The organism is Pseudomonadota bacterium, from assembly GCA_026388255.1.
In the GTDB taxonomy this organism is placed as follows: Bacteria; Desulfobacterota; Syntrophorhabdia; order Syntrophorhabdales; family Syntrophorhabdaceae; genus JAPLKB01.
This window is the reverse complement of record JAPLKC010000032.1, coordinates 1-22,358: the sequence shown is the minus strand read 5'-3', so window position 1 is coordinate 22,358 and position 22,358 is coordinate 1. Positions and strand designations below refer to the sequence as shown.

Below are 22,358 nucleotides of genomic sequence, written 5' to 3'. Positions count from 1 at the left end.
AGCATTTACGATGTTAAACGGTAAAGAAATTATAGTCGGCATTACAGGCGGCATTGCTGCCTATAAAACAGCCGAGCTTGTAAGAGAGTTGACAAAAAGGGGTGCAAACGTTCACGTGGTTATGACTAAGAACGCCATGGAATTCGTTACTCCTTTAACTTTCCAGACAATTTCCGGTAACCCTGTAATCCATGAGATGTTCGAGCTTTTTTCCGGCTCAAAAATAGGGCATATAGCCCTCTCTGATATTGCAGATCAAATGGTGATTGTCCCGGCCACGGCAAATATTATCGGGAAAATTGCCAACGGCATTGCCGATGATTTTCTGACAACCATGGTGATGGCGATTATAGTGCCAATACTTTTTGTGCCGTCTATGAATACAAAGATGTGGGAAAGCAAGATAGTGCAGATGAATATGGAAAAGCTGAAGGATGCCGGTTATGAATTTATGGAGCCTGGAACAGGTGACCTTGCCTGTGGCACTGTCGGAAAAGGGAGATTGCCTACAATCGAGGAAATAGTTGAAAAGATGGAGGATATATTCACAGTAAAGGACTTGATAGGAGAAAGGATACTTATTACTACAGGACCTACAACTGAATTTATTGATCCTGTGAGGTGTATTACAAACATGTCTTCAGGCAAAATGGGGTTTGCAATAGCAAGGATTGCAAAGAGAAGGGGAGCAGAAGTAATTCTCATAACAGGCAGGACACAGTTGCCTCCTCCAAGGAGTGATATTGAGATCATTGAAGTTACTACTGCTTTGGAGATGAGGGATGCCGTAATGCAGCATTTCAAGCGCTGCACTATTATCATCAAAGCAGCGGCAGTAGCTGATTTCAAATGTATGGCTAAAAACTGCCAGAAGATTAAAAAGAAGGGCAATGAGGACACTATGGTGCTGGAGCTTGAAAAAAATCCTGACATAATAGGAGAGCTCGGCAGGGTAAAAGAAAATAGAATACTCGTAGGTTTTGCCGCAGAGACTGAAAACCTTATAGAACATGCCACAGAAAAATTGAAAAAAAAGAATCTGGATTTAATAGTGGCTAATAATGTTGCAAAGAAAGGAATAGGTTTTGGCTCCGACAACAACGAAGTTACGATTATCGAGACAACAGGTCGTATAAAACAGGTGCCTATGCGCAACAAAGAGGAAATTGGATATATCATTCTCGATGCTGTAAAGAGGCTGATGAAAAAAAGAATTAAAGCTGAAGATGACTGGTACTAAAAAAACCGTGAACAGTGAACAGTGAACAGTGACATATCAGGACGTATAATTCAAAAGCCGGAAACCGGAACAAAAAGCCCGATCGCATATAATTTACCCTTCAATCTTATAAAATCCTTGTTTTTTATTTGCATATTTCTGTTTGTCATTCTGTTGGCTCCGCTCTTAATCCATGCCAAAGAGGATAAAACCATAGAGGTTGTGGATAAGGTAAGCAGGACGATAGTGAATATAAAAACTGAGGAAATGTCGAAGAATGTTGGTGAAGATAAAAAAGCAACATTTTTTAAGAAGTTTATTGCCGGAGAGGAGGAAGAGGAAGAGGAAACATTTGAAAATATAGGCTCAGGCGTCGTGCTTGATCCAAGAGGCATCATAGTTACCAATGAGCATCTGATTTCCAAGGCTATAAGTATAAGGGTAAAGTTTATAAACGGGAAAGAGTATGATGCGCATGTACTGGGCAGCGATCCCGAGTTTGATATGGCCCTCTTAAAGATAACGGACAAAACCGATTTCCCTTATCTGAAGGTAGACAAGCGTAAGAAAATAAAAGTTGGCGAAAAGGCTATAGTAATCGGAAACCCCTACGGACTTTCGAGTTCTGTTACTATGGGGGTTGTGAGTGCCCTTGGAAGAAATCTGAAGATCGATAACAGGGTCTATGTAAATCTCATACAGACAGATGCTTCAATAAATCCCGGCAACAGCGGCGGCGCTCTGCTTGATACAGACGGGAACCCTTTGGGGATTGTAACTGCAATTTATGGAGAAGGCAAAGGCATAGGGTTTGCCATACCCATAGAAGACGTTATGAATATGGTCTCAGAGTTCCTCGAAAGCGGGACAAGGAAACCCATTTTCGGTTTGTTTATAGAAAAGAGGAAGGACGAAAAAAATACATATTTCTATGTAAATAAAGTGATACCCAAAAGTCCTGCCGAAAGACACGGAATAAAGGTTGGCGATAGAATTGTAGAATTTAACAAGAAAAAAATAAAAGAAGGTATAAAGCTCCACAATATTTTGAGGAGCGTTTCAAAAATGGAGTCAATCCAGTTCAAGATCATGAAGGGACAGAAGGCGTATCTGGTTAATGCTGGTATTGGGGATATGCTGAATTATCAACCGTCTCCCCTTGATGGAGCATTGTGTGGCATGAGGGTATCGGACATAAAAGGCTATCCGAAAATGAAATTTAAATTAAAGGATAAAAACGGCGTAGTAGTTACAAAGATATATAAAGCGGGGATAGGCGACAAAAGTGGACTACGTGTCGGCGATGTGATAATCAAGATAAACAATTATACGGTTTCAGATAAAAACGATTTTGATTCTTTTATGATAGAGGGGTTAAAAAGGAACTATATTTTATATCAGGTAAAAAGAAATGAAAATACTTTCTATTTACCGGTGAAACTTGATACCTTGCTTTAGGGGGCTGTAGAATATTTTGGATTGTACTTTTAAAATCTCAAATCTGTAATTATTTTAGGGGGCCGATATGGAGGATCAATTAACATTCAGTACGTTCATACTGTCTTTGTCAACGTCTGTGCTTGTAAATCTGGGAGAACTGCCGGACCCGACAGCAAATGAAAAAAATGTAAACCTTCCCCTTGCTAAACAAACAATAGGTTTGATTGAAATGCTTTTGGAAAAGACAAAGGGCAATCTTACCGGGGAAGAGGACAGGCTTGTCGGCAATATGCTTTATGACTTGAGAATGAAGTATATAGAGGCTTCAAAACATCAGTGAATAGTGAACAGTTGACAGCAAAATAAGTAATCTGCTTTTTTGAGTAAAGCCCAATCCTTTCGACTATACACTTCTGGCTAACTTTCAGTATGGAGTTAGCCTGTACAAATCACCCCGAAGGGCCGTGTGTCGCTATTCACTATCCACTGACGACTTCACTAATTAAAGACCCGATTAAAAATTGTATCCACATATTTGAAATAATGGTCGTTGCTCATAATACCGGTAATCTCAGCTTCATTGAGATACTTTCCGATTTCTTCGTCCTTCTTTACCTCTGCCGTAAAATCGAGACTGTTTTCATAGCACATCATGGCAACTCTCTGGGTAATCTTGTAAGCTTCCTGCCTTGTAAGTCCTTTATTTATAAGGCTTAAGAGGATTGCCTCAGAATGGTAAAGCCCCTTTGACATATCCATGTTTTTCTGCATCCTTTCGGGGTATACAATAAGATTATTATACATGTTTTTTAATCTTTCGAGCATGTAATCAAGGAGTATGGTGGCATCAGGTGCAATAACCCTTTCAACGGAAGAGTGGCTGATATCCCGTTCGTGCCATAAAGGGATGTTCTCAAGGGCAGCCAATGCGTATCCTCTGAGCAGCCGGGCAAGGCCGCAGAGATTCTCAGAGGCAATGGGGTTTCTCTTATGGGGCATGGCTGATGAGCCGGTCTGGCCTTTCTGGAAAAATTCTTCGGCTTCGCCGACTTCTGTCCGCTGGAGGTTGCGGATTTCCAGAGACATCTTCTCAACAGAAGAACCTATTATGGATAAAGTAGTAAAAAATTCCGCATAATAATCGCGTGGTATGATTTGTGTTGATACAGGCGCAGGTTTTAAGCCCATTTTTTTGCAGACATACTCTTCAATAAAAGGTTGGCCATGTGCAAAGGTTCCAACAGCACCGGAAATTTTTCCATGGCTTATACGGTCCTTTGCTGCCCTCATGCGCTCAAGGTTCCTTCTCATTTCATCATAGAAATGCGCCATTTTAAGACCGAATGTAATGGGTTCCGCATGGATGCCGTGGGTTCTCCCGATCATCGGGGTTGTTTTGTACTTATATGCTTTTTCCTTCAATACCTCCATAAGGGACAGGATATCCTCAATCAGAATATCTCCGGATTCCTTCAGGAGACATGAAAAGGATGTATCGAGTATGTCCGAAGATGTTGCCCCCATATGTATAAATTTCGAGGAAGGACCGACAAACTCTGATATGGATTCAATAAATGCCACCACGTCGTGTTTTGTCCTTTTTTCAATCTCGTTGATCCTGTCGATATCAAAATCAGCTTTTTCTTTAATATTCTTCAGGTCTTCCTGCGGAATGAGGGACAACTCCCCATAAGCTTCGCAAATTGCTATCTCTATATCGAGCCATTTTTGAAACTTGTTCTTTTCCTCCCATATCCGGGCCATTCTTTGGAGCGTGTAACGTTCTATCATATTTTACCCCGTGTGTTTAATCTCAGCGGGTAAATTCCCCGCAGTCTACCAAGATGCCCTTCCGAGAGCAAGACTCAGTTTTATGTTAGCAGCCGCCGAAAGCGTGCCGTCGACAGGTATATATTATGCAATAGATGAAATGTTGTCAACAAAACACACCACAAAATAATTGACACCCCATGCCATACAGGATAAATTGCAGCAAAGAAATTGTTTTATCGGAGAAATCTATTGCATAATACGTCACAATTAATCGAGCCTGTTTACATGATTGTTCTCACAGGAGGCCCCTGTTCCGGTAAAAGTTCTTCGTTGGCATACCTAACGGAAAAATTGTCGGATAACGGTTTTATGATATTTGTCATCCCGGAAACAGCGACTCTAATCACGAATAGCGGGATAGACCGACGTAAGATGGATAAATCGAAACAAGTGGTAGTATATGAAGAAGCTATCCTCGATATGCAGCTTGCCTTTGAAGAAACCTATAAACAAACAGTGATGCGGGTCTTCCCGGAACGCAAAAAGGTTATCCTCCTCGACAGGGGGATCATGGACATCAAAGCCTTTATGCCCGATGATGATTTTAAAGAGATAATCAAGAGGAAGAGGCTGAGTGAGGTCAAACTGAGAGACAGGTACAACGGGGTTATTCATCTCGTTACCGCAGCAGATGGGGCGCCTGAGTACTATACAGGAGACAATAATCCTGCAAGAATTGAAACACCTGAAGAAGCTATAAATATTGATCAAAGGATACGTGAGAGCTGGCTTGGCCATCCACATTTTAAGATTATAGACAACACGACCGATTTTGAGGGCAAGATCAGCAGAGCCTTTTCTGCAATTTCTCATTTGCTTGGTCTCCCGGCGCCCCTTCAGATAACAGAAAGGTTCCTTGTTAAAAATGTCCAATACGAAAAAATACCTGCTCACCAGATAATACAGATAGAGCAGATGTACCTGCACTCAAAAAATAAGCACGAAGAGATCAGGATTAGAAAACGCGGACAAAACGGGTCCTACCTGTATTTTCTTTCAAGAAGAACAGCGATTAAAGAAGAAGGGCTTATAACCGAACAGGAGTATCTTCATCTTACAAAACTCATAGACCCTAAAACCGATGTTATTGTAAAGGAACGTACCTGCTTTTTATGGAACAACCAGCACTTTGAAATCGACAGATACAAGGGCAGGCATGAGGGGGCGACAGTATTAAAAATTGAACCAATTGAAACAATAAAAAAAGAGGCCAAAATACATATACCGCCTTTTATTAAGGTTGATGGTAATATTACCGGCAATCCACTGTATGATGAGCGCTATATGGCAATAAAACAGAAAAAGAAATAAACTACCCCGCCGTAAGCAGCGGGGTATTAGAAAAGCCTTAGCTGACGGTCCTCATGTAGCTTACGATATGTGTTTCCTTGCTGTTTGATTTTGCGGGAAAGACCGAATGGTATATCAATACCGTAACATTATGGCTCTTGTGTACATACTCGCTCACATAACTACTTTACGCCGCAAGCGGCGGGGAATACAACCCGAAAAGAAATTTAAAAAAAGGGGGGGACAATATGGCAACGAAGAAGACAAGTGCAAGCCCGGAGTTCTTGTACATTCCTACAGTAAACATCGTGGTGTTGGAACAGGTTAGATTAAATATTAATGTCGAAACAGATTCATTCAAGTCGCTTATGCAGTCGATCAAAGACAAGGGCATCGGCAAAACATCCCGATAAGAGGTACGATGTAGACGGGGTAATGAGCGACCTTATAAAGTACAACCGGAAGTCCGACACTCTATCGGAGGCAGTGGTGTCCACTGTGGACACCGCCATGCAAATCTCCGGAAAGGCTTATCCTACCTTGTTCCGCACGATTTCACTTTTAAAACTTGCTCCTGAGATTCAGGCGGCAATTGTCCCTCCGTTGTCGGGATTAAACCGTACAGCAGGAAACCTCCCCGTTTCTCAGGGGTATCTCTTTGCCGCAAACCTTGATTGCCCGGATCTTATGAAAATATTTAACGACATTTTGAAAACGCCTGTAACTTATATTACTCTGGAAAGAATGCTTGCCGCATACAAGAAGGTTAAGCCTGACCCGAATAATACAAAGCCCAAATCCGTTAAGAAACAAGTTAAAGGCCTTATATCAATAAAGACAGATTTTGATAAGGGTCTTGGAACGTATATACGGGAAGACGTTGAAAAATTCCTCTATGAGCTCCAAGTTTTCTGTGATCATGTCCAGCAGGAGATGCCTAACATCCCATAGGGAAAGAAAAGGACGCCACAGGTATAAACAGTGAATAGTCAATAGTAGAAGAGATGAGAGGACTTGGGAAGCGAGGAAAGCGGTAAAGCCCCCGCAAGCGAGGACAGGCGTGAAGCGGACAAAAAGCTGACGAAATTCAAAGAGGAGTAAATATGAGCAATGAAACATTGACCGTTGATTTATTCAAGCCGGAAGATGCAGAAGGTGTAACAAAACTTTTTAGAGAAATTTACGGAGACGGTTATCCTGCAAAGGCTGTCTATAATCCTGAAGAGCTTATAGTCGCATTTGAAAATCGGGATAATATACCGATTGTTGTCCGCACACCGGATAACAGAATAGTAGGATACAGCTCATTATTCCGTGCGGCGCCCGACAAAGGAGTATACGAGAAAGGGAATGGAGTGGTCTCTCAGGATTACCGGAATTCAGGTGTTATAAGTATGATTTTTCAGTACGTCAAAAAGATTTTGCCGGGCATGAACCATGTAAATATGTTTTTTGGAGAGCCGGTCTGTAATCATATATATATCCAGAAAGCCGCCATTGCCGTTTTGCCTGTAGTGGAGACAGCCCTTGAAGTAAATCTTATGCCGGCCAAGGCATATGAGAAGGAAAAAAGTGCATCAGGCAGGGTATCAACGCTTCTCATGTTCATGACCATTACCCCGAATCCTCATACGGTCCATATCCCTGATATATATGCCGACTATTTCAAATATATTTATAATGGTTTTGACGACAGACGGGTTTTTTTACAATCAAAGGAGGATATTCCTTCTTTTCCGCAAACCCGAATCGATACTCAGATATTTGATCATGCGGGGATAGCCCGTGTAGCTGTCCATGACGCAGGGTCAGATTTTGAGAAGGTTTTTCTTTCGGAAGAACAGCGTATCATGGGCCGGAATGCGGAGGTAATTCAGGTCTGGCTGAAATTGTCATGGCCCTGGGTCGGCAGTATTGTCCGTTTACTCAAGGATAAAGGTTATTTCTTTGGCGGAATACTGCCTCAATGGTTTGGAGAAGACGGGCTGCTTATGCAAAAAACCATATCACAACCTGACTGGCAGGGGATTCATCTCTTTTCTGAACGGGCAAAGAAGATTCTGGAATTTGTTAAAGCCGATTGGCAGCAATAATTGATAATATTTTTGAAAATACGGCAAATGTATTGTATATTTCAATCATTCTTTGATTTTCAATGATTTCTATGAGGTGAGTTGTGGAATATGATGATTTTGAAGGTGTTATGGGCCTTGAGGTCCATGCCCACCTGCTGACGGACAGTAAACTGTTTTGTGGATGCTCGACAAAATTCGGAGCAGAACCGAATAGTCATACATGCCCTACCTGCATGGGACTGCCGGGCGCGCTGCCTGTTCTTAATAAAAAGGTGGTCGATTTTGCCATTAAGCTCGGCCTTGCCCTTCACTGCAGCATTAATAAAAGGAGTATTTTTGCCAGAAAAAATTATTTTTATCCTGACCTGCCGAAGGGCTATCAAATTTCCCAGTATGAAGAACCTGTTTGCGAAAACGGCTACCTCGATATAACGGTAGGAGAGATAAAGAAGAGAATCAGGATTAAAAGGGTGCACATGGAGGAGGACGCGGGCAAACTTGTCCATGAAGGCGCCATAGAGGCAAGTTCATACAGTCTTGTAGACTACAACAGGTCAAGCATTCCGCTCCTTGAGATCGTGAGTGAGCCGGACATAGGTTCGCCCGAGGAGGCAGCGGCATATTTGAAGATGTTGAGAGACGTGCTCTTATACCTTGAAATTTGTGACGGGAACATGGAGGAAGGGAGTTTTCGCTGTGACGCGAATGTATCGGTACGAAAGAAGGGGGAAGAGGAACTTGGCACAAGAGCTGAGCTTAAGAACCTGAATTCCTTCAGATTTGTCGAAAAATCCCTTGAATATGAGATAAAAAGACAGATAGAGCTTATCAGAAAAGGCGGCACCGTAGTCCAAGAGACGCGTTTATTCAATGCTGACGAAGGCATTACCTATTCAATGAGAGGTAAGGAAGAGGCGCACGATTACCGCTACTTTCCAGAACCCGATCTTCTCCCGCTTACAATCGATGATAAATGGATAGAGGATATCAGGAAAGGGTTGCCTGAACTGCCCATGGAGAAGATGGAAAGATTCATGAATGTATACGACCTGCCGAAATATGATGTGGAAATATTGACCTCCAGCGCGGGGGTTTCACAATATTTTGAAAATGCTGTCGGGCTTTTTCCTGAGCCCAAGACAGTGAGCAACTGGATCATGACCGAGCTTCTACGGGAGCTGAAGGACGGCAATGTATCCCCGAAAGATTCCCCGCTTTCTCCTGCCCATCTTGCGGAACTCCTGTCGCTCATAAAGGACGGTACAATAAATATTAAAATCGGGAAAGAGATTTTTCCTGAGATATACAAAAGCGGCGCTTCACCGAAAAGTATTGTTGAGAAAAAAGGACTTATCCAGATATCCGATGAAACAGCCATCGGTTCTACCATTGATGAAATCATTGCCCGTTTCCCGAAGGAACTGGAAGAGTTTAGAGGCGGCAAGGAAAAGCTGCTGGGGTTCTTTGTGGGTCAGGTTATGAAAGAAACAAAGGGAAAGGCAAATCCGAAACTGTTGAATGAACTTCTGTTAAAGAAATTGAAGGGGTAATAATGACAGACCATATCTACTGGAAGAATGGCGCACTATACTTACTCGACCAGAGGCTGCTGCCTTTTAAAAAGGTCTATGTCCGCTGCAAAAACTTGAAAGATGTTATGGATTCCATAAAAAACATGACCATCAGGGGCGCGCCGCTTATCGGGATAGTCGCAGCCTATGGCGTGACGCTCGGGATTCAGGAGATTATTGCGTCAAAAGGTAATATAAAGGATATAGATGTGGACAGGATATGCAAGAAATTGGGCAGCACACGACCCACTGCCGTCAACCTTTTCTGGGCATTGGAAAGGATGAAGGACGCCTTCAGCCGATGCGGAAACAATGCCGATATGCCCGACATCATGCTTGACGAGGCGATCTCAATCCACGTTGAAGATATAGAGAACAACAGGATGCTCTCCCTCTACGGCGCAGAGCTTATTGATGAAGGCGATACAATACTTACCCATTGCAATGCAGGCGCCCTTGCAACAGGCGGGTACGGAACTGCACTGGGGGTAATACGCGCAGCACATGAGGCCGGAAAAAAGATCAAGGTCATTGCAACGGAAACAAGACCTTATTTCCAGGGCGCACGGCTTACTGCCTGGGAATTGCATGAGGAAGGGATAGATGTAACGCTCGTTCCCGATAACCATGTCGGTCTGCTCTGCTATAGTAAGAGGATAGATAAAATCATTGTCGGCGCCGACAGGGTTGCCAAAAACGGGGACACCGCAAATAAGATCGGCACATACATGATATCGCTATGTGCGCATCGGCATAAAATCCCTTTCTTTGTTGCCGCACCTGTGTCTACCTTTGATAAAAATATTGAAAACGGGGCTCATATCCCCATAGAGGAGAGGGAGGGAACAGAGGTGAAGTATGCCGGGGACAAGCTCATAACGCTTGATAAAATCAAGGCACAATATTATTCTTTCGACGTCACACCGGAGAAATACATATCCAACTTTATAACTGAAAAGGGCATAATCGAAAGGCCCTTTAAAAAATATATAAAGATGCTTTTTCCCGCCTGATGTTTAATGTTGGGTTAGCGTATTTCTCCCTCAAATATTGATACTGCCTGTCGGGGAATATATACTTTCTTTGTCCGCGGAGAGAAGACCGTTACCCCCTGCATCCTGTATTCTTTTCGATCTGTTCCTGCTCGAATAATGTCTTTACTAAAAGGTAACTCTGCATAACCACCCTTCTTTTCTACAATAAGTACAGGATTTGCAGGGTCTCTTTGCTCTGTCCTTATTGTCGCCCCGATTTTTCCGAAAGCCTCTTCAGCATCTACAAAAAGCTCTCTGCCAGTAACAGCCAGGTCAAAATCCATGCCTTTCGCTATTATGCGTGCGATATCGGTATTTTCAATAAGACCTATATGCCTGTTGAGCCCATATACATAGAAAAACAGGTCTTCGCCTGTATGTCCTTTTGTTGCCCAACCAATATTAGCTCTCCTGCTGATCATGGGCCCCGTGGTAGAGTTCATTTTTTCCGGCCTTGCCTTTTTGACGGCATCGATCTCGTCCTGTGTGAGATCATTCACTCCGGCGTATTGTGCCATAACTTTTCTAATATGTTCATCTGAGGGATCCTTTCCTATTACCCTTTCGAGACCTTCACCTGTTAACCGGGCCTTTTTCAGAGGGCCAAAAATTGCTTCATAGGTAAGTTTAGGGTGTATACCATCGGTTGGCTTATCTCCTATGGACATCCCGCCGGTACCATGGTCGGAAAAGGCGAGGACCATGGTCTTTCCCTTTGCCTTTGCAAAATCCAGGACAACCCCCACTGCATCATCGAAGGCAAGGACATCGCTTATTACCCCTATGGGATCGTTTGCATGGGAAGCCCAGTCTATCTTGCTTCCTTCAACAAAGAGAAAAAATCCTTTTGGATTTTTTGACAGTATTTCAATTGCCTTTTTTGTCATATCAGAAAGCGCCGGCTGCCCGGGACAGAATATTCTCCGGTCAAACTCATAGGCCATATCGTCATCGGCGAACATACCCCATAATTTTCTCGAAGTGCTGTTCTGCATGGCGGTCTTTGTTTCTACAAAGTCATAACCCCTTGACTTCAAGACCTCTACAAGGTCTTCACCGTCAATACGGACCCCGCCTTTTCCTTTCGGCGCCAGATATTTTTTTCCTCCGCCCAATGCAACGTCCATGTTCAGGTACACCTGTTGTTCGGCGATCTCATTGTAGTTATCTCTGTCCGGCCAATGCGCCGAAAATCCTGCAGGGGTGGCATGCTGGATGTTGGATGTGGCAATAATCCCGACAGACCTGCCTGAGAGTTTTGCGCCTTCGAGAACAGTTGCCACCGGTTTATACATTAAATTATCGGGCACCCTGTTTACCCCCGGTACTGTGACAGGTCCCGGCAACACACTGATCAGCTTGCCGGATGTCTTATGTCCTGTAGCAAAAGCGGTTGCAGCAGGCGCAGAATCGGTAATAATAGAATCGGCCCCATACGTTCTTACGGCCCCCAGATGCATACTGTCAAGGGCAAGAGGAGACCCTTTGTACCAACGTGCAACAGTTGTATGTGTCGACCCCATGCCATCGGCTACCAGGACAATCACGTTTTCAAAGGATGTTTCCTCAGAAAAAGCTGTTCCGGCCAGGAAAAGCAGAATAAGTCCTGCTGCTAACCGATATAGCTCAAACTTTCTTTTTCTTAAAATATCTATTTGCATCATTTCTCCTTTGATATAAAACCTGCTGCCCTGAATACGAATAAAAAGATATTATCCTGAAAGGGCTTGTTCACAGGTGATTCCGGACGATTACCATGGGATCCAAAATACGCAATCCAAAATCTAAATCATACCTTTCTTATTGAGCACAGCAGGGACTTTATCTCAGGATAACCCATGATGGGCTCCCTGCATTCCGTATCCGTAAGTAGATTTGCATTTGCTTCACCGGCCCACCCGTGAGGAACGATTAAAACGCCTTCTGCAATCCGTTCATCAACATGGGCCTTCATCCGTACATATCCTCTGTTTGTTTCAATAATAACTTCGTCGGATTCCTCTATCCCGTATTTTGCGGCGGTCAGCGGCCCTATTTCCGCCATTGGTTCAGGATTCTTTTCCTTAAGCGACTTTACATTTCTGAACTGGCCGTGCGTATAATAAAGGTTTCTGTTGCCGGTGGAAAGAATCAATGGATATTTTTCCAGCAGTCCGGGAGAACTCAAGGGGCTTCTGTGCGGTTCCAGATAAGTCGGGAGAGGATCAAATCCTATATCAGCCAAGGCCTTACTGTATATCTCTATTTTTCTCGTCGGTGTTGCAAAGCGGACATCTTTGATGCCGTATTGTTTCTGCTGATAAAAGGCGCCTTCAGGCTTTTCATAAAGAAGCTCATCAAACGTCAGTCCTGTCGGCTCCAATTCAAAGGCAACAAGCTCCTCTTCGGATTTCCAGGGGAATTTATCGCCTATGCCGAGCTTATTAGCAAGTCCGGTAAAGAATTTCCATTCCGACCAGCTTTCATAATAGGGTTCAATAGCCTTTTTCCTGAGCATGAGATAAGGCAAGCAGTGGCATACATTATAGGTATAGGCAACGCCCCATTTTTCGAGGTGTGAACATGCAGGCAGCACATAATGGGCAAGCCGGGCTGTCTCGGTCATAAAAAGGTCATGGACAACGAGGAGTTCCAGCCTTTTGAAGGCTTCCCTGAAGGCGTTTGAATCTGCCATGGAGAGCATGGGGTTTCCGCCGATCACAAGGAAGGCTTTTATCTTGTCGGGAATACTCTCCGGCACGCATGTTACAACACCGTAAGGGCTTTTTCTTCCCCATACTTCGTAGAAAAGGGGATACTGGTCAGCGCCGAGGGGTTCGCCTTCAACGCCCATTCCAACATTGCCCAGGGGAAGCCTGGGGCTGATAACCCAGCCGCTTGAAGAACAGAGAACGCCCGGCTGTTCTGGGTGCCGTTTGCCGTTTGATCCTGCGTGCAGGTGCCCTGATAGATGCCCGCGCCTTTTGTTGTTGCAAAGAGACGCGCCAGTTTGCAGATATCTTCGGCAGCCACCCATGTGATCTTCTCTGCCCATTCGGGTGTATACTGCTGAACATGCGGAACAAGCTCATCGAATCCTGTTGTATAATTTTCAATAAATTCATAATCGCAGAGCTTTTCATTTACAATCACATTGATCATGGCAAGGGCCATTGCACCGTCCGTACCCGGTCTTATCCTCAAATACATGTCTGCACGGTCTGCGAGCCCGATGCGTTTAGGATCAACAACAACAAGCTTTGCACCTTTTTCCAGATTTTCATCGATTGCAAGCTTCAGAGGAAAATCGGATTGCTCAGGGTTGTGTCCCCACAGGATATAGAGTTTTGAATCAAGCTCCTCTGTCGGATATTTGCCGAAGGTGATCTGCCTTGTCCGTATACGCATCCTGTAGCATATGCTTTCCACAGAAAAAAAGTTGGGTGAACCGAATGCTGCCTTGACCCTTTGCGTCAGCCCCGCCATCTCAAGATTCTCAACGCCGATAGAGCCGCTGAAAACACCGAGTACACCCGGGCCGAATTCATTTTTAAGTTTCAGGAGTTTCTCTGCAATCTCAGTCAGGGCCTGATCCCATGAAATCCTATCCCAGTTCCCGTTTACCCTTTTCATCGGGTATTTCAGTCTGTCAGGGTCGTAGATATTGTCAAGCATGGCTTCACCTTTTTCGCAAAGCCTGCCTTTGTTCAGCGGGTGCGACGGCAACCCTTCAACCTTCACTGCCTTGCCGTTTTCAATGGTCATAATGGTTCCGCAACTATGATAGCAGAGGGTACAATCTGTCATTACCTTCTTTATATTTTCTGCCATAATCTAACCTGACCTCCTTAATTTTGCAGCAACGCTCAACAGGTGTTCCCGGCATGTCAAACAATGCCTGATTTTTTAAATCCGTTTTCTTTAACGGCTTTTGTTGCACCTGACAGCATATTTATTTACGGCTTCTTTCATGCACTTTAACAATTAAATTATACCTGCCCTGTACTTTTTTTTCTATAGCGTTGTTCACCCCGGTTCTCTTATAGTTTTAATTTCACATAATAGTTGCGCAATAGTTCGTCTGAAGCGGCAACAGGAAGAAGAATACAAAAACCGGGCAAAACGTGATTTATCCGAATAAAGGAACAGGTTCTCGTTGCCTGTAACGCCTTCATATTGTTCAATAGTTACTTTATGTTGCGACTTGCTTTAGTAAAAATCATAAGAAGACCATATTAATACCTTATTAAGGATTTTTGATACCATTTAATTAGAATTATCTCCAATGCGGGGGTCGATGAACCGCTTGTTTTCATTGTGAAATATTTCATTATTTTTATTGACAAGATTTTTTCAATTTGATAAATTACGCTTATGTTGTAAATGATCAAATATAGGGGATAAAAACATGAGGTACGGAGAGACAGGGTTTAATTTAGAAATTGATCTATCACGAGGAAACATTGAGAGAGTTGAAACTGACCCAAGATTGACAGAACTTCATCTTGGGGGTTTAGGTACTAACGCCAAGATATTATGGGATAGGGTTCCCCCTGAAACCGAACCTTTTTCTCCTGATAATCTACTGATATTCAGCACCGGTCTTTTATGCGGCACACCTGCTCCAGGCGCTAATCGTACCATTGTTACCAGCTATTCTCCCCAGACTTTGTTAATGGGATATTCAATGATGGGAGGATTTTTTGCACCGGAGTTAAAGTATGCCGGTTATGACAAAATCATCCTTCGCGGCAAGTCCCCGGATCTTGTCTATATATGGATAAACAATGACAAGGTGGAAATACGTGATGCCAATCATCTCCGTGGTAAGGGCGCTATTCAGACTTCAGAACTAATTAAACAGGAGTTGAACCAGCCGAACGCCCAGGTGGCTGCCATCGGTCTTGCCGGTGAAAATAGGGTTTTTACAGCCTCCATCGAGCAGGGTCGCTCCAGTTCCAGTCGGCTTGGAATGGGCGCTGTGATGGGAGACAAAGGCGTAAAGGCGATAGTTGTTCGTGGAACAAAGGACGTCAATCTTGCCCGACCGGATGAATATATCGGGCTCTGCAACGACGTGCTGAAATATATAAAATTCCGGGGAGAAAATCCGGTTCCGAACGTAATGACCATTTTACAGGGGCTTGGGTCACCGCAGGAGATGTTGCACGTTGATGAGCAGTGGCACACGGAAAATTTCTCCTGGGGAAATGCCCGCAGCCGGAGAAAAGACTTCTGGACCAAGGAAGTCGAAGAGAGGTGGAAGGACGTTCAGGAAACCGTGCGGACGCGGTTAATAAGTTGTTATAACTGTCCGATAAAATGCGGTGCAATAATTTCCGTCCCGGGAATTTCAACCTACATGATGAAATGCTTCACGAAACTTACCTATACAATGGCGGCTTTTGTAGACGACCTGGATTTCGGTTTTAGAATCGCTCAACGTGCTACGGAGTATGGAGTGGACGGATTCTCGACCCCTCAAATCATGGCCTTCGCCTTTGAGTTAAGAGAAGCCGGTATCTTAACCGAAGCAGACTTTGAAGGGTGCCCGTCCGATAACGAAGGGAAATTTTTCTGGTTACTTGACAGGATTGTGCGGCGTGAAGGGATTGGAGACATTCTGGCTGACGGCGTTTACTGGGCAGCCCGTAAGATCGGCAAAGGCGCGGAAGCCTTTGACCATAACACTATTAAGAAACATGAACAGTTGCCTCTTAAGCTTGGCATGCTGAACCCTGTTTACTTCCTGATGTATGCCACCGGCGAGAAGATAAATATTACCCAGATTGAAGGGCAGTTCCCCCAGGCGCCTTTTGCGACCATGGAGGAGAGACAGGAATTCATAAGTGATTGGATACAATGTCCTGATGATAAGTTCAAGCAAATTGTTCTTGACTGGGATTTCCGTGGAGAACATTCAAATCCGTATTATCCTACTGTTGACATGTCCGTTGATATTGTTGACTGGCAGGAGAAGATGCACTATATCGATGATGCCCTTGGAGTGTGTGCAGGCTTGTCGTCATTTCCTCTGAAGCCTCCCTATCATATGCACAATTACCCGAAATTTATCACAGCAGCAACGGGAATCGACATTGATGAAGACGGGCTGACGGAAGTATATAACAGGAACCGAAATCTGCTCAGAGCCATTAATGTGAGAAGAGGTTTGAGGAGGGCTGATGAGAAGCCGCCCGAAGATCATTGGAAGAAAAGATTCCCCGAGCTTGAAGAAAAGCTCCTGGATGCTTATTACAAGTTTAAGGGGTGGGATAACGATGGTATTCCCACCAAAGAGTCCTTGCACAAATTAGGTATGGATTATGTTGCCGAAGACTTAGAACAGAGAGGTATAATAAAAAATGAGCAAGGTTAAGAAGAAAGTCAAGACAATCAAGATCGATCTTGATAAATGCAATGGTTGCCGGGCATGCGAGGTAATCTGTTCAGCTTTTCACGCTAACCCGAAATATAGCAGCAACAATCCGGCGAGGTCCCGGATTCGGATGATTCGCGAACCGATAAGAGACATATATGTTCCCGTATACGCGGGTGAATACACTGCAGCCGAATGTATGGGCAGAGACAAATATGTGATTGACGGGAAGGAATACTCCGAGTGCGGCTTCTGCAGGGCTTCTTGCCCATCCAGGGACGCTTTCAAAGAACCCGATTCCGGTCTTCCTCTCAAATGTGATATGTGTGAAGGTGAAGAAGAGCCTTTGTGCGTTAAGTGGTGCTTAAATGATGCACTGATTTGCGAAGAAAGGGAAGAGGAAGTTGAAGAAGAAGAGAAACTGGGAGACATGGAAATAGGATTGGAATCATTGGCAAACAAATATGGATTGCAGAACATAGCAGATACCGTTGCCCGGATGTCAAAGAAGGAATAAAGCATTAAGGCAAAAGAAGAGGTTGGAAAAAGATAATGGAGATTTTACCCTTAGAGCCCTTTAAAATAGTAATAGATGGCATAAAAGAAGCAGGTGGAGACGACTTCAAATTCTGCTATCACTGCGGTAAATGTGAGACTGTCTGTCCCTGGAATCGTGTTAGAAAATATTTTGTTCGCAAACTGAACCATCAGGCACAATTGGGTGTGGTCCCTTTTGAATCCGAAGACATATGGATGTGCGTCAGTTGCCGTAATTGTGTTCAGCGTTGCCCCAGAGGCGTAAACACAATAGATATTGTACGGGCTATGCGCAGGATAATGGTGCCGGACGGTGTAGTCCCTGCCAGCATCCCCAATCTCCGCGGTATAATGACAAGCATTGCCAGTGTGGGTAACCCCTGGGGACAGGAACCGAATGACAGGGCAAACTGGGCGAAAGATCTGGACATCAAAGAGTTTGATGAGAATACTGAAATACTCTATTTTCCCTGCTGCTATCCCAGCTATGACCCGAGATTAAAGAAGGTATCTCAAGCCACGGCCAATATCCTCAAAAAGGCAGGGGTAGATTTTGGCATATTAGGCTCCAAAGAATTATGCTGTGGCGAGAGTGTGCGTAAAACGGGAAACGAGGCATTATTCAAACGCCTTGCCAGAGAAAATATCAAGACTTTTGTTGACAACGGGGTGAAGAAGATCGTTGCTTCTTCCGCTCATTGTTTTCATACCTTCAAAAACGAGTATCCCGAATTCAGAGCCAACTTTGAGATTGTTCATATCTCACAGTATTTATTTGAGTTGATCAATGAGGGGAGACTTAAAATCACCAAAGAGTTCGCAAAGAAAGTCACATATCATGATCCATGTTACCTGGGTCGACATAATGGCGTATATGACGAACCCCGAGAAGTCTTAAAGAAGATACCCGGCTTGGAACTGACAGAGATGGTTGATGCGCGGGAAGACAGTCTTTGTTGCGGAATGGGGGGCGGCAGAATTTGGATGGAAACAGAAAAGCATGAAAGATTCTCCAACATCAGAATAGAGCAAGCTATCGAGGCTGGGGCCGAAGTACTGGCTACTGCCTGTCCCTATTGCGTCACCGCTCTTGAAGATAGCAGGTTAGTCACGAATCATGCCGGTGATATAGAAGTTATGGATATTACAGAGATTCTCCAGGAAGTGATTTAGAGGACGAAGAAACTGAACATTAAAGAATCGTTTGGCGTGTCGGATATAGAAGGTGTAGCAACGGATATAGTCTTTAATCGCTTTTCCGAGGCTGGATGGGTCAGAACCAATGGCCACGCACCTTTCGAAAAGGAGCTTATTGTCTATGTCAATCTTCAGCACCTGGTCAGTATCCTGTGCACTCCAACCAAGCTGAATTTCCTTGTCCTCGGATTCCTGTACTCAGAGGGAATCATCTCAGGTATGGGTGATGTGATGATGATGAATATTTGTGACGCGGAATCGGAAGTCGATGTGAGGCTCTCCAATCCCAATTTTGAATTACCGACTAAGCGGACGCTTACCTCCGGGTGCGGAGGTGGCGCAACTTTCACAACTTATGGGCAGAGAGTTGATTCGGATATTGTTACTACACCAGAGAAATTACTGTCAGTGATGAAAGATTTTCATGGTCAGGAGGAGTTGTATCGGTATAGCGGCGGTGTACACACTTCAGCTCTGTCCGATGGCAAGAACCTGCTCGTAGTGACTGAGGATATCGGACGGCATAACACACTGGACAAGATACAAGGTGAATGTCTGATGAGGGGACTATCAACAAGAGATAAATGGATTCTGACTACCGGCCGCGTTTCGACGGAGATGTTGCGTAAGGCGGCAAGAATGCAGGCCCCGCTTGTTGTTTCGCGGCACACGCCGACGGGAAGCGCAATTTCGCTTGCTCATGATCTGGGCATTACCCTGGTTGGTCAGGTACGTGGCAGTCACATGTCGGTGTATTCGCACGAGGAGAGGCTTGGCTGCTCAACAAATTAACTACGGCTAACACAGCCGAACCCGGACACTACGGGAACATAGAACCTTATGAGGGAATAGAAAATGGAAAACGTAATATCGCTAAAAGAAAATGTTCAACAACTTTGTAACAATTTTGGAGACAACAATTTCGGAGACGTAATGGTTGTCGGTGGAGGGATCAGCGGTATTCAGGCCTCTCTTGATCTTGCCACTGCCGGTTTTAAGGTTTATTTGGTTGAAAAGGCGCCGAGCATAGGCGGCCACATGGCCCAGCTTGACAAGACCTTTCCCACCAATGACTGCTCCATGTGAATACTCGCACCGAAACTGGTCGAGGTCGGCCGGCATCCGAATATAGAGGTACTCACCTATACTGAAGTTGACAGTGTAGAAGGGCAAGCAGGAAATTTTAACGTAACGCTGATTAAAAAGCCCAGGTATATTCTTGAGGACAAATGCACGGGTTGTACTACCTGTGTAGAGTATTGCCCGGTCAAATATCCTGATCAATATAATCAGGAAATATCGAAGAATAAAGCCGTCCATGTATACTTCGCTCAGGCAATTCCACTGGTCACCTATATAGATGAAAGCTGTCTTTACCTTAAAGAGAAGAAATGTCGGATTTGCGAAGGAGCATGTAAGAACAACGCCATAGATTTCAATCAAACGCTGGAGAAGGTAGAAGTAAATGTAGGGGCCATCATTCTGTCTTCCGGCTTTGAGCCCTTTGATCCCAAGGTGAGGGAGGAATATAGATACGGACAATTTGTAAACGTGGTAACCAGTATGGACTATGAACGGCTGTTATGCGCCACCGGGCCATACCAGGGCGAGATATTGCGTGCTTCCGACATGAAGCATCCCCATAAAGTAGCCTGGCTTCAATGCGTCGGTTCCAGGCGGGTTACTCCGGGCGAAAACAGCTATTGCTCAGCCGTATGCTGCACCTATACCCAGAAACAGGTGATTTTGACAAAAGAACATGACGCAGAGGCCGAGTGTACGGTATTCCATAACGATATTCGTTCCTATGGCAAGGATTTTGAGCGATTCTACGAAAGAGCAGAGAACCTTCCCGGCGTTCGATTTTTCAGAAGCTACGTATCCATAGTAAAAGAGAACCCGGAAACCAAGAGTGTCACCATACGGTATTCTACACCCGACGAAGGAGTAAAAGAGGAAGAATTCGATATGGTGGTACTATCCGTTGGCTTGAACCCACCTGCTGATGTGCAGGGCCTGGCAAACAAGTTCGGCATCGAACTCAATGCTCACGGATTCTGTAAAGCAATTCCTTCCAATCCTATGGAGACCACCAGGCCTGGGATCTTTGTAAGCGGAGCCTTCCAGGGTCCTACAGATATTCCCGAGTCGGTTTTTACCGCCAGCGCTGCCGGCTCCCAATGTGGTGAACTCCTTGACTACCGGCGAGGAGAGCTGTCCAAAGAAAGGATATATCCGCCGGAAAGGGATGTTTCCCAAGAGGAGCCAAGAATAGGAGTCTTTGTGTGTCATTGTGGGGCTAACATCGGCAGGATAGTAGGAGTTCCTTCCACAGTGGAATATGCCTTAACTTTGCCCAATGTTGTCTACGCTCAGGAACAGCTATTTTCCTGTGCTACCAATTCTGCCCAACAAATATCAGATCTGGCAAAGGAAAAAGGGCTCAATCGCGTGGTTATTGCCGCCTGCTCCCCCAGGACCCTTGAACCGCTATTCCGGGACACCCTGCGGGAGGCGGGAATTAATCAATATTACTTAGACATGGCGAATATTAGAGAACATTGTTCCTGGGTCCACGCCAAGGAAAAGGAAGAAGCCACCCAAAAGGCAAAGGATATCATCAGGATGTCGGTAGCGCGAGTTTGCCGTTTGAAGCCCTTGCAGGAATTTGATCTGCCGGTCAACAGGACGGCGCTGGTGGTTGGCGGCGGTATCGCCGGCATGACGTGCGCCCTCTCCATAGCGAAGCAGGGGCATGAGGTTTGTCTGGTGGAAAAGGATACTGATCTGGGGGGAACGGCGCGAAGAATTCATTCCACGCTGGACGGGATGGATGTTCAGGCCTATTTGCGTGATCTTGTGCGCAAGATTTACCAGCACCCCCTCATCCATGTTTATACGGATGCCACGATCCCGGAGGCTACCGGTTATGTGGGGAATTTTGTCACCAAAGTGAAGTCGGACAGGGGGATCACCGAGATAAAACATGGGGCAACCGTCATCGCCATCGGTGCTGATGAATATAAACCCACCGAATACCTTTATGGGGAAGATGATAGGGTAATGACCAATCTGGAGTTGGAGGAGCAGATCGCCCAAGGAGAAGAAAGGGTGATGAACGCCCAGAGCCTGGTGATGATCCAATGCGTAGGCTGCAGAAATGAGGACAGAAATTACTGCGCCCGGATATGTTGCAGCAACTCTGTAAAGAACGCCTTAAAACTGAAAGAGATAAACCCCCGGATGGATATAACCATTCTCTTCCGGGATATGCGAACCTATGGGTTTAGTGAGGATTATTACCGGGATGCATCAAATAAAGATGTAAAGTTCATCCGCTATGAGCCACAGGATAAACCGCAGGTGGAAGCTGTTGAGGAAGAGGGGCGGCGCATGCTCAGGGTTACGGCGACCGATTATATTTTAGGTAAGAAGCTGGCAATCGATGCTGATTTACTTTCTTTGGCTGCCGCCGTTATTCCCTCGGCCGGAAACAAGGAAATGTCCTTGTTGTTCAAGGTTTCTTTGGGACCCGATGATTGGTTCAAAGAAGCCCATGTCAAATTAAGACCGGTGGAGTTTGGCACCGATGGCATTTACCTCTGTGGCATAGCCCACTATCCCAAGCATATATCGGAAACGATTAACCAGGCTTATGGAGCGGCAGGCCGGGTTTTGACCCTTCTCTCCCATGACACAGTTACTGCCTCCGGTTCTGTTGCCGAGGTAAATGAGAGTGATTGTATATCCTGTGGGGCATGTATCACGGCTTGTACCTATGGCGCCATAGAGTTTTATGATACA

The 22,358-nt window shown here is 44.8% G+C and carries 18 protein-coding genes; 14 read left to right on the top strand and 4 right to left on the bottom strand.

The window, feature by feature from the left end:
- Positions 1 to 10: 10 nt before the first annotated feature.
- From coaBC to NT178_03280, 3 genes are all read left to right on the top strand, one after another.
- Positions 11 to 1,240: a bifunctional phosphopantothenoylcysteine decarboxylase/phosphopantothenate--cysteine ligase CoaBC gene (coaBC, locus tag NT178_03290; GenBank protein ID MCX5811553.1), complete on the top strand. Its 1,230-nt coding sequence runs from the start codon at positions 11 to 13 to the stop codon at positions 1,238 to 1,240.
- 153 nt (positions 1,241 to 1,393) lie between these two features.
- On the top strand, positions 1,394 to 2,677 hold the full coding sequence (locus NT178_03285) for a trypsin-like peptidase domain-containing protein (protein ID MCX5811552.1): 1,284 nt from the start codon (positions 1,394 to 1,396) through the stop codon (positions 2,675 to 2,677).
- A gap of 67 nt (positions 2,678 to 2,744) precedes the next feature.
- Positions 2,745 to 2,999, top strand: a complete 255-nt coding sequence (locus tag NT178_03280) for a DUF1844 domain-containing protein (protein ID MCX5811551.1) — start codon at positions 2,745 to 2,747, stop codon at positions 2,997 to 2,999.
- Positions 3,000 to 3,157: 158 nt separating this feature from the next.
- Here the strand turns inward: NT178_03280 and purB are convergent, their stop codons facing one another.
- Positions 3,158 to 4,450 (bottom strand): adenylosuccinate lyase, encoded by a 1,293-nt coding sequence (gene purB, locus NT178_03275; protein ID MCX5811550.1) that lies wholly within the window; start codon positions 4,448 to 4,450, stop codon positions 3,158 to 3,160.
- A gap of 267 nt (positions 4,451 to 4,717) precedes the next feature.
- Between purB and NT178_03270 the strand changes: the two genes are divergently transcribed.
- The 6 genes from NT178_03270 to mtnA all read left to right on the top strand — a co-directional run bounded on the left by NT178_03270 (position 4,718) and on the right by mtnA (position 10,441).
- Positions 4,718 to 5,803 carry an AAA family ATPase gene (locus NT178_03270; GenBank protein ID MCX5811549.1) on the top strand — a complete coding sequence of 362 codons (1,086 nt, stop codon included), beginning with the start codon at positions 4,718 to 4,720 and terminating at the stop codon, positions 5,801 to 5,803.
- Between the two features lie 227 nt (positions 5,804 to 6,030).
- Entirely contained in the window at positions 6,031 to 6,195 is a 165-nt protein-coding gene (locus NT178_03265) for a hypothetical protein (GenBank protein ID MCX5811548.1), read from the top strand.
- 22 nt (positions 6,196 to 6,217) lie between these two features.
- The gene (locus NT178_03260) at positions 6,218 to 6,733 is read left to right on the top strand and encodes a hypothetical protein (protein MCX5811547.1); all 516 of its coding nucleotides are present in this window, start codon (positions 6,218 to 6,220) and stop codon (positions 6,731 to 6,733) included.
- Positions 6,734 to 6,885: 152 nt separating this feature from the next.
- The gene (locus NT178_03255; GenBank protein ID MCX5811546.1) at positions 6,886 to 7,875 is read left to right on the top strand and encodes a hypothetical protein; all 990 of its coding nucleotides are present in this window, start codon (positions 6,886 to 6,888) and stop codon (positions 7,873 to 7,875) included.
- Between the two features lie 83 nt (positions 7,876 to 7,958).
- Entirely contained in the window at positions 7,959 to 9,407 is a 1,449-nt protein-coding gene (gene gatB / locus NT178_03250) for an Asp-tRNA(Asn)/Glu-tRNA(Gln) amidotransferase subunit GatB (protein MCX5811545.1), read from the top strand.
- 2 nt (positions 9,408 to 9,409) lie between these two features.
- Positions 9,410 to 10,441: an S-methyl-5-thioribose-1-phosphate isomerase gene (mtnA, locus tag NT178_03245; GenBank protein MCX5811544.1), complete on the top strand. Its 1,032-nt coding sequence runs from the start codon at positions 9,410 to 9,412 to the stop codon at positions 10,439 to 10,441.
- Positions 10,442 to 10,455: 14 nt separating this feature from the next.
- Here mtnA and NT178_03240 read toward each other — a convergent pair whose 3' ends face one another.
- The 3 genes from NT178_03240 to NT178_03230 all read right to left on the bottom strand — a co-directional run bounded on the left by NT178_03240 (position 10,456) and on the right by NT178_03230 (position 14,272).
- A complete protein-coding gene (locus NT178_03240; GenBank protein MCX5811543.1) occupies positions 10,456 to 12,126 on the bottom strand; it encodes an alkaline phosphatase in 1,671 nt (556 codons plus the stop codon).
- 125 nt (positions 12,127 to 12,251) lie between these two features.
- The gene (locus NT178_03235; GenBank protein MCX5811542.1) at positions 12,252 to 13,295 is read right to left on the bottom strand and encodes a molybdopterin-dependent oxidoreductase; all 1,044 of its coding nucleotides are present in this window, start codon (positions 13,293 to 13,295) and stop codon (positions 12,252 to 12,254) included.
- Entirely contained in the window at positions 13,208 to 14,272 is a 1,065-nt protein-coding gene (locus NT178_03230) for a molybdopterin-dependent oxidoreductase (GenBank protein ID MCX5811541.1), read from the bottom strand. The genes NT178_03235 and NT178_03230 overlap by 88 nt, the downstream gene beginning before the upstream one ends.
- A 577-nt stretch (positions 14,273 to 14,849) precedes the next feature.
- Here NT178_03230 and NT178_03225 point away from each other — a divergent pair.
- From NT178_03225 to NT178_03205, 5 genes are all read left to right on the top strand, one after another.
- A complete protein-coding gene (locus tag NT178_03225; protein MCX5811540.1) occupies positions 14,850 to 16,820 on the top strand; it encodes an aldehyde dehydrogenase in 1,971 nt (656 codons plus the stop codon).
- Positions 16,807 to 17,337, top strand: coding sequence for a (4Fe-4S)-binding protein (locus NT178_03220; GenBank protein ID MCX5811539.1), 531 nt, complete (start codon positions 16,807 to 16,809; stop codon positions 17,335 to 17,337). Before NT178_03225 ends, NT178_03220 begins: the two co-directional genes overlap by 14 nt.
- Before the next feature lie 35 nt (positions 17,338 to 17,372).
- A complete protein-coding gene (locus NT178_03215) occupies positions 17,373 to 18,530 on the top strand; it encodes a (Fe-S)-binding protein (GenBank protein ID MCX5811538.1) in 1,158 nt (385 codons plus the stop codon).
- Positions 18,531 to 18,566: 36 nt separating this feature from the next.
- The gene (fdhD, locus tag NT178_03210; GenBank protein MCX5811537.1) at positions 18,567 to 19,346 is read left to right on the top strand and encodes a formate dehydrogenase accessory sulfurtransferase FdhD; all 780 of its coding nucleotides are present in this window, start codon (positions 18,567 to 18,569) and stop codon (positions 19,344 to 19,346) included.
- A gap of 63 nt (positions 19,347 to 19,409) precedes the next feature.
- On the top strand, positions 19,410 to 22,358 hold a 2,949-nt coding region (locus NT178_03205), incomplete at its 3' end, for an FAD-dependent oxidoreductase (protein MCX5811536.1).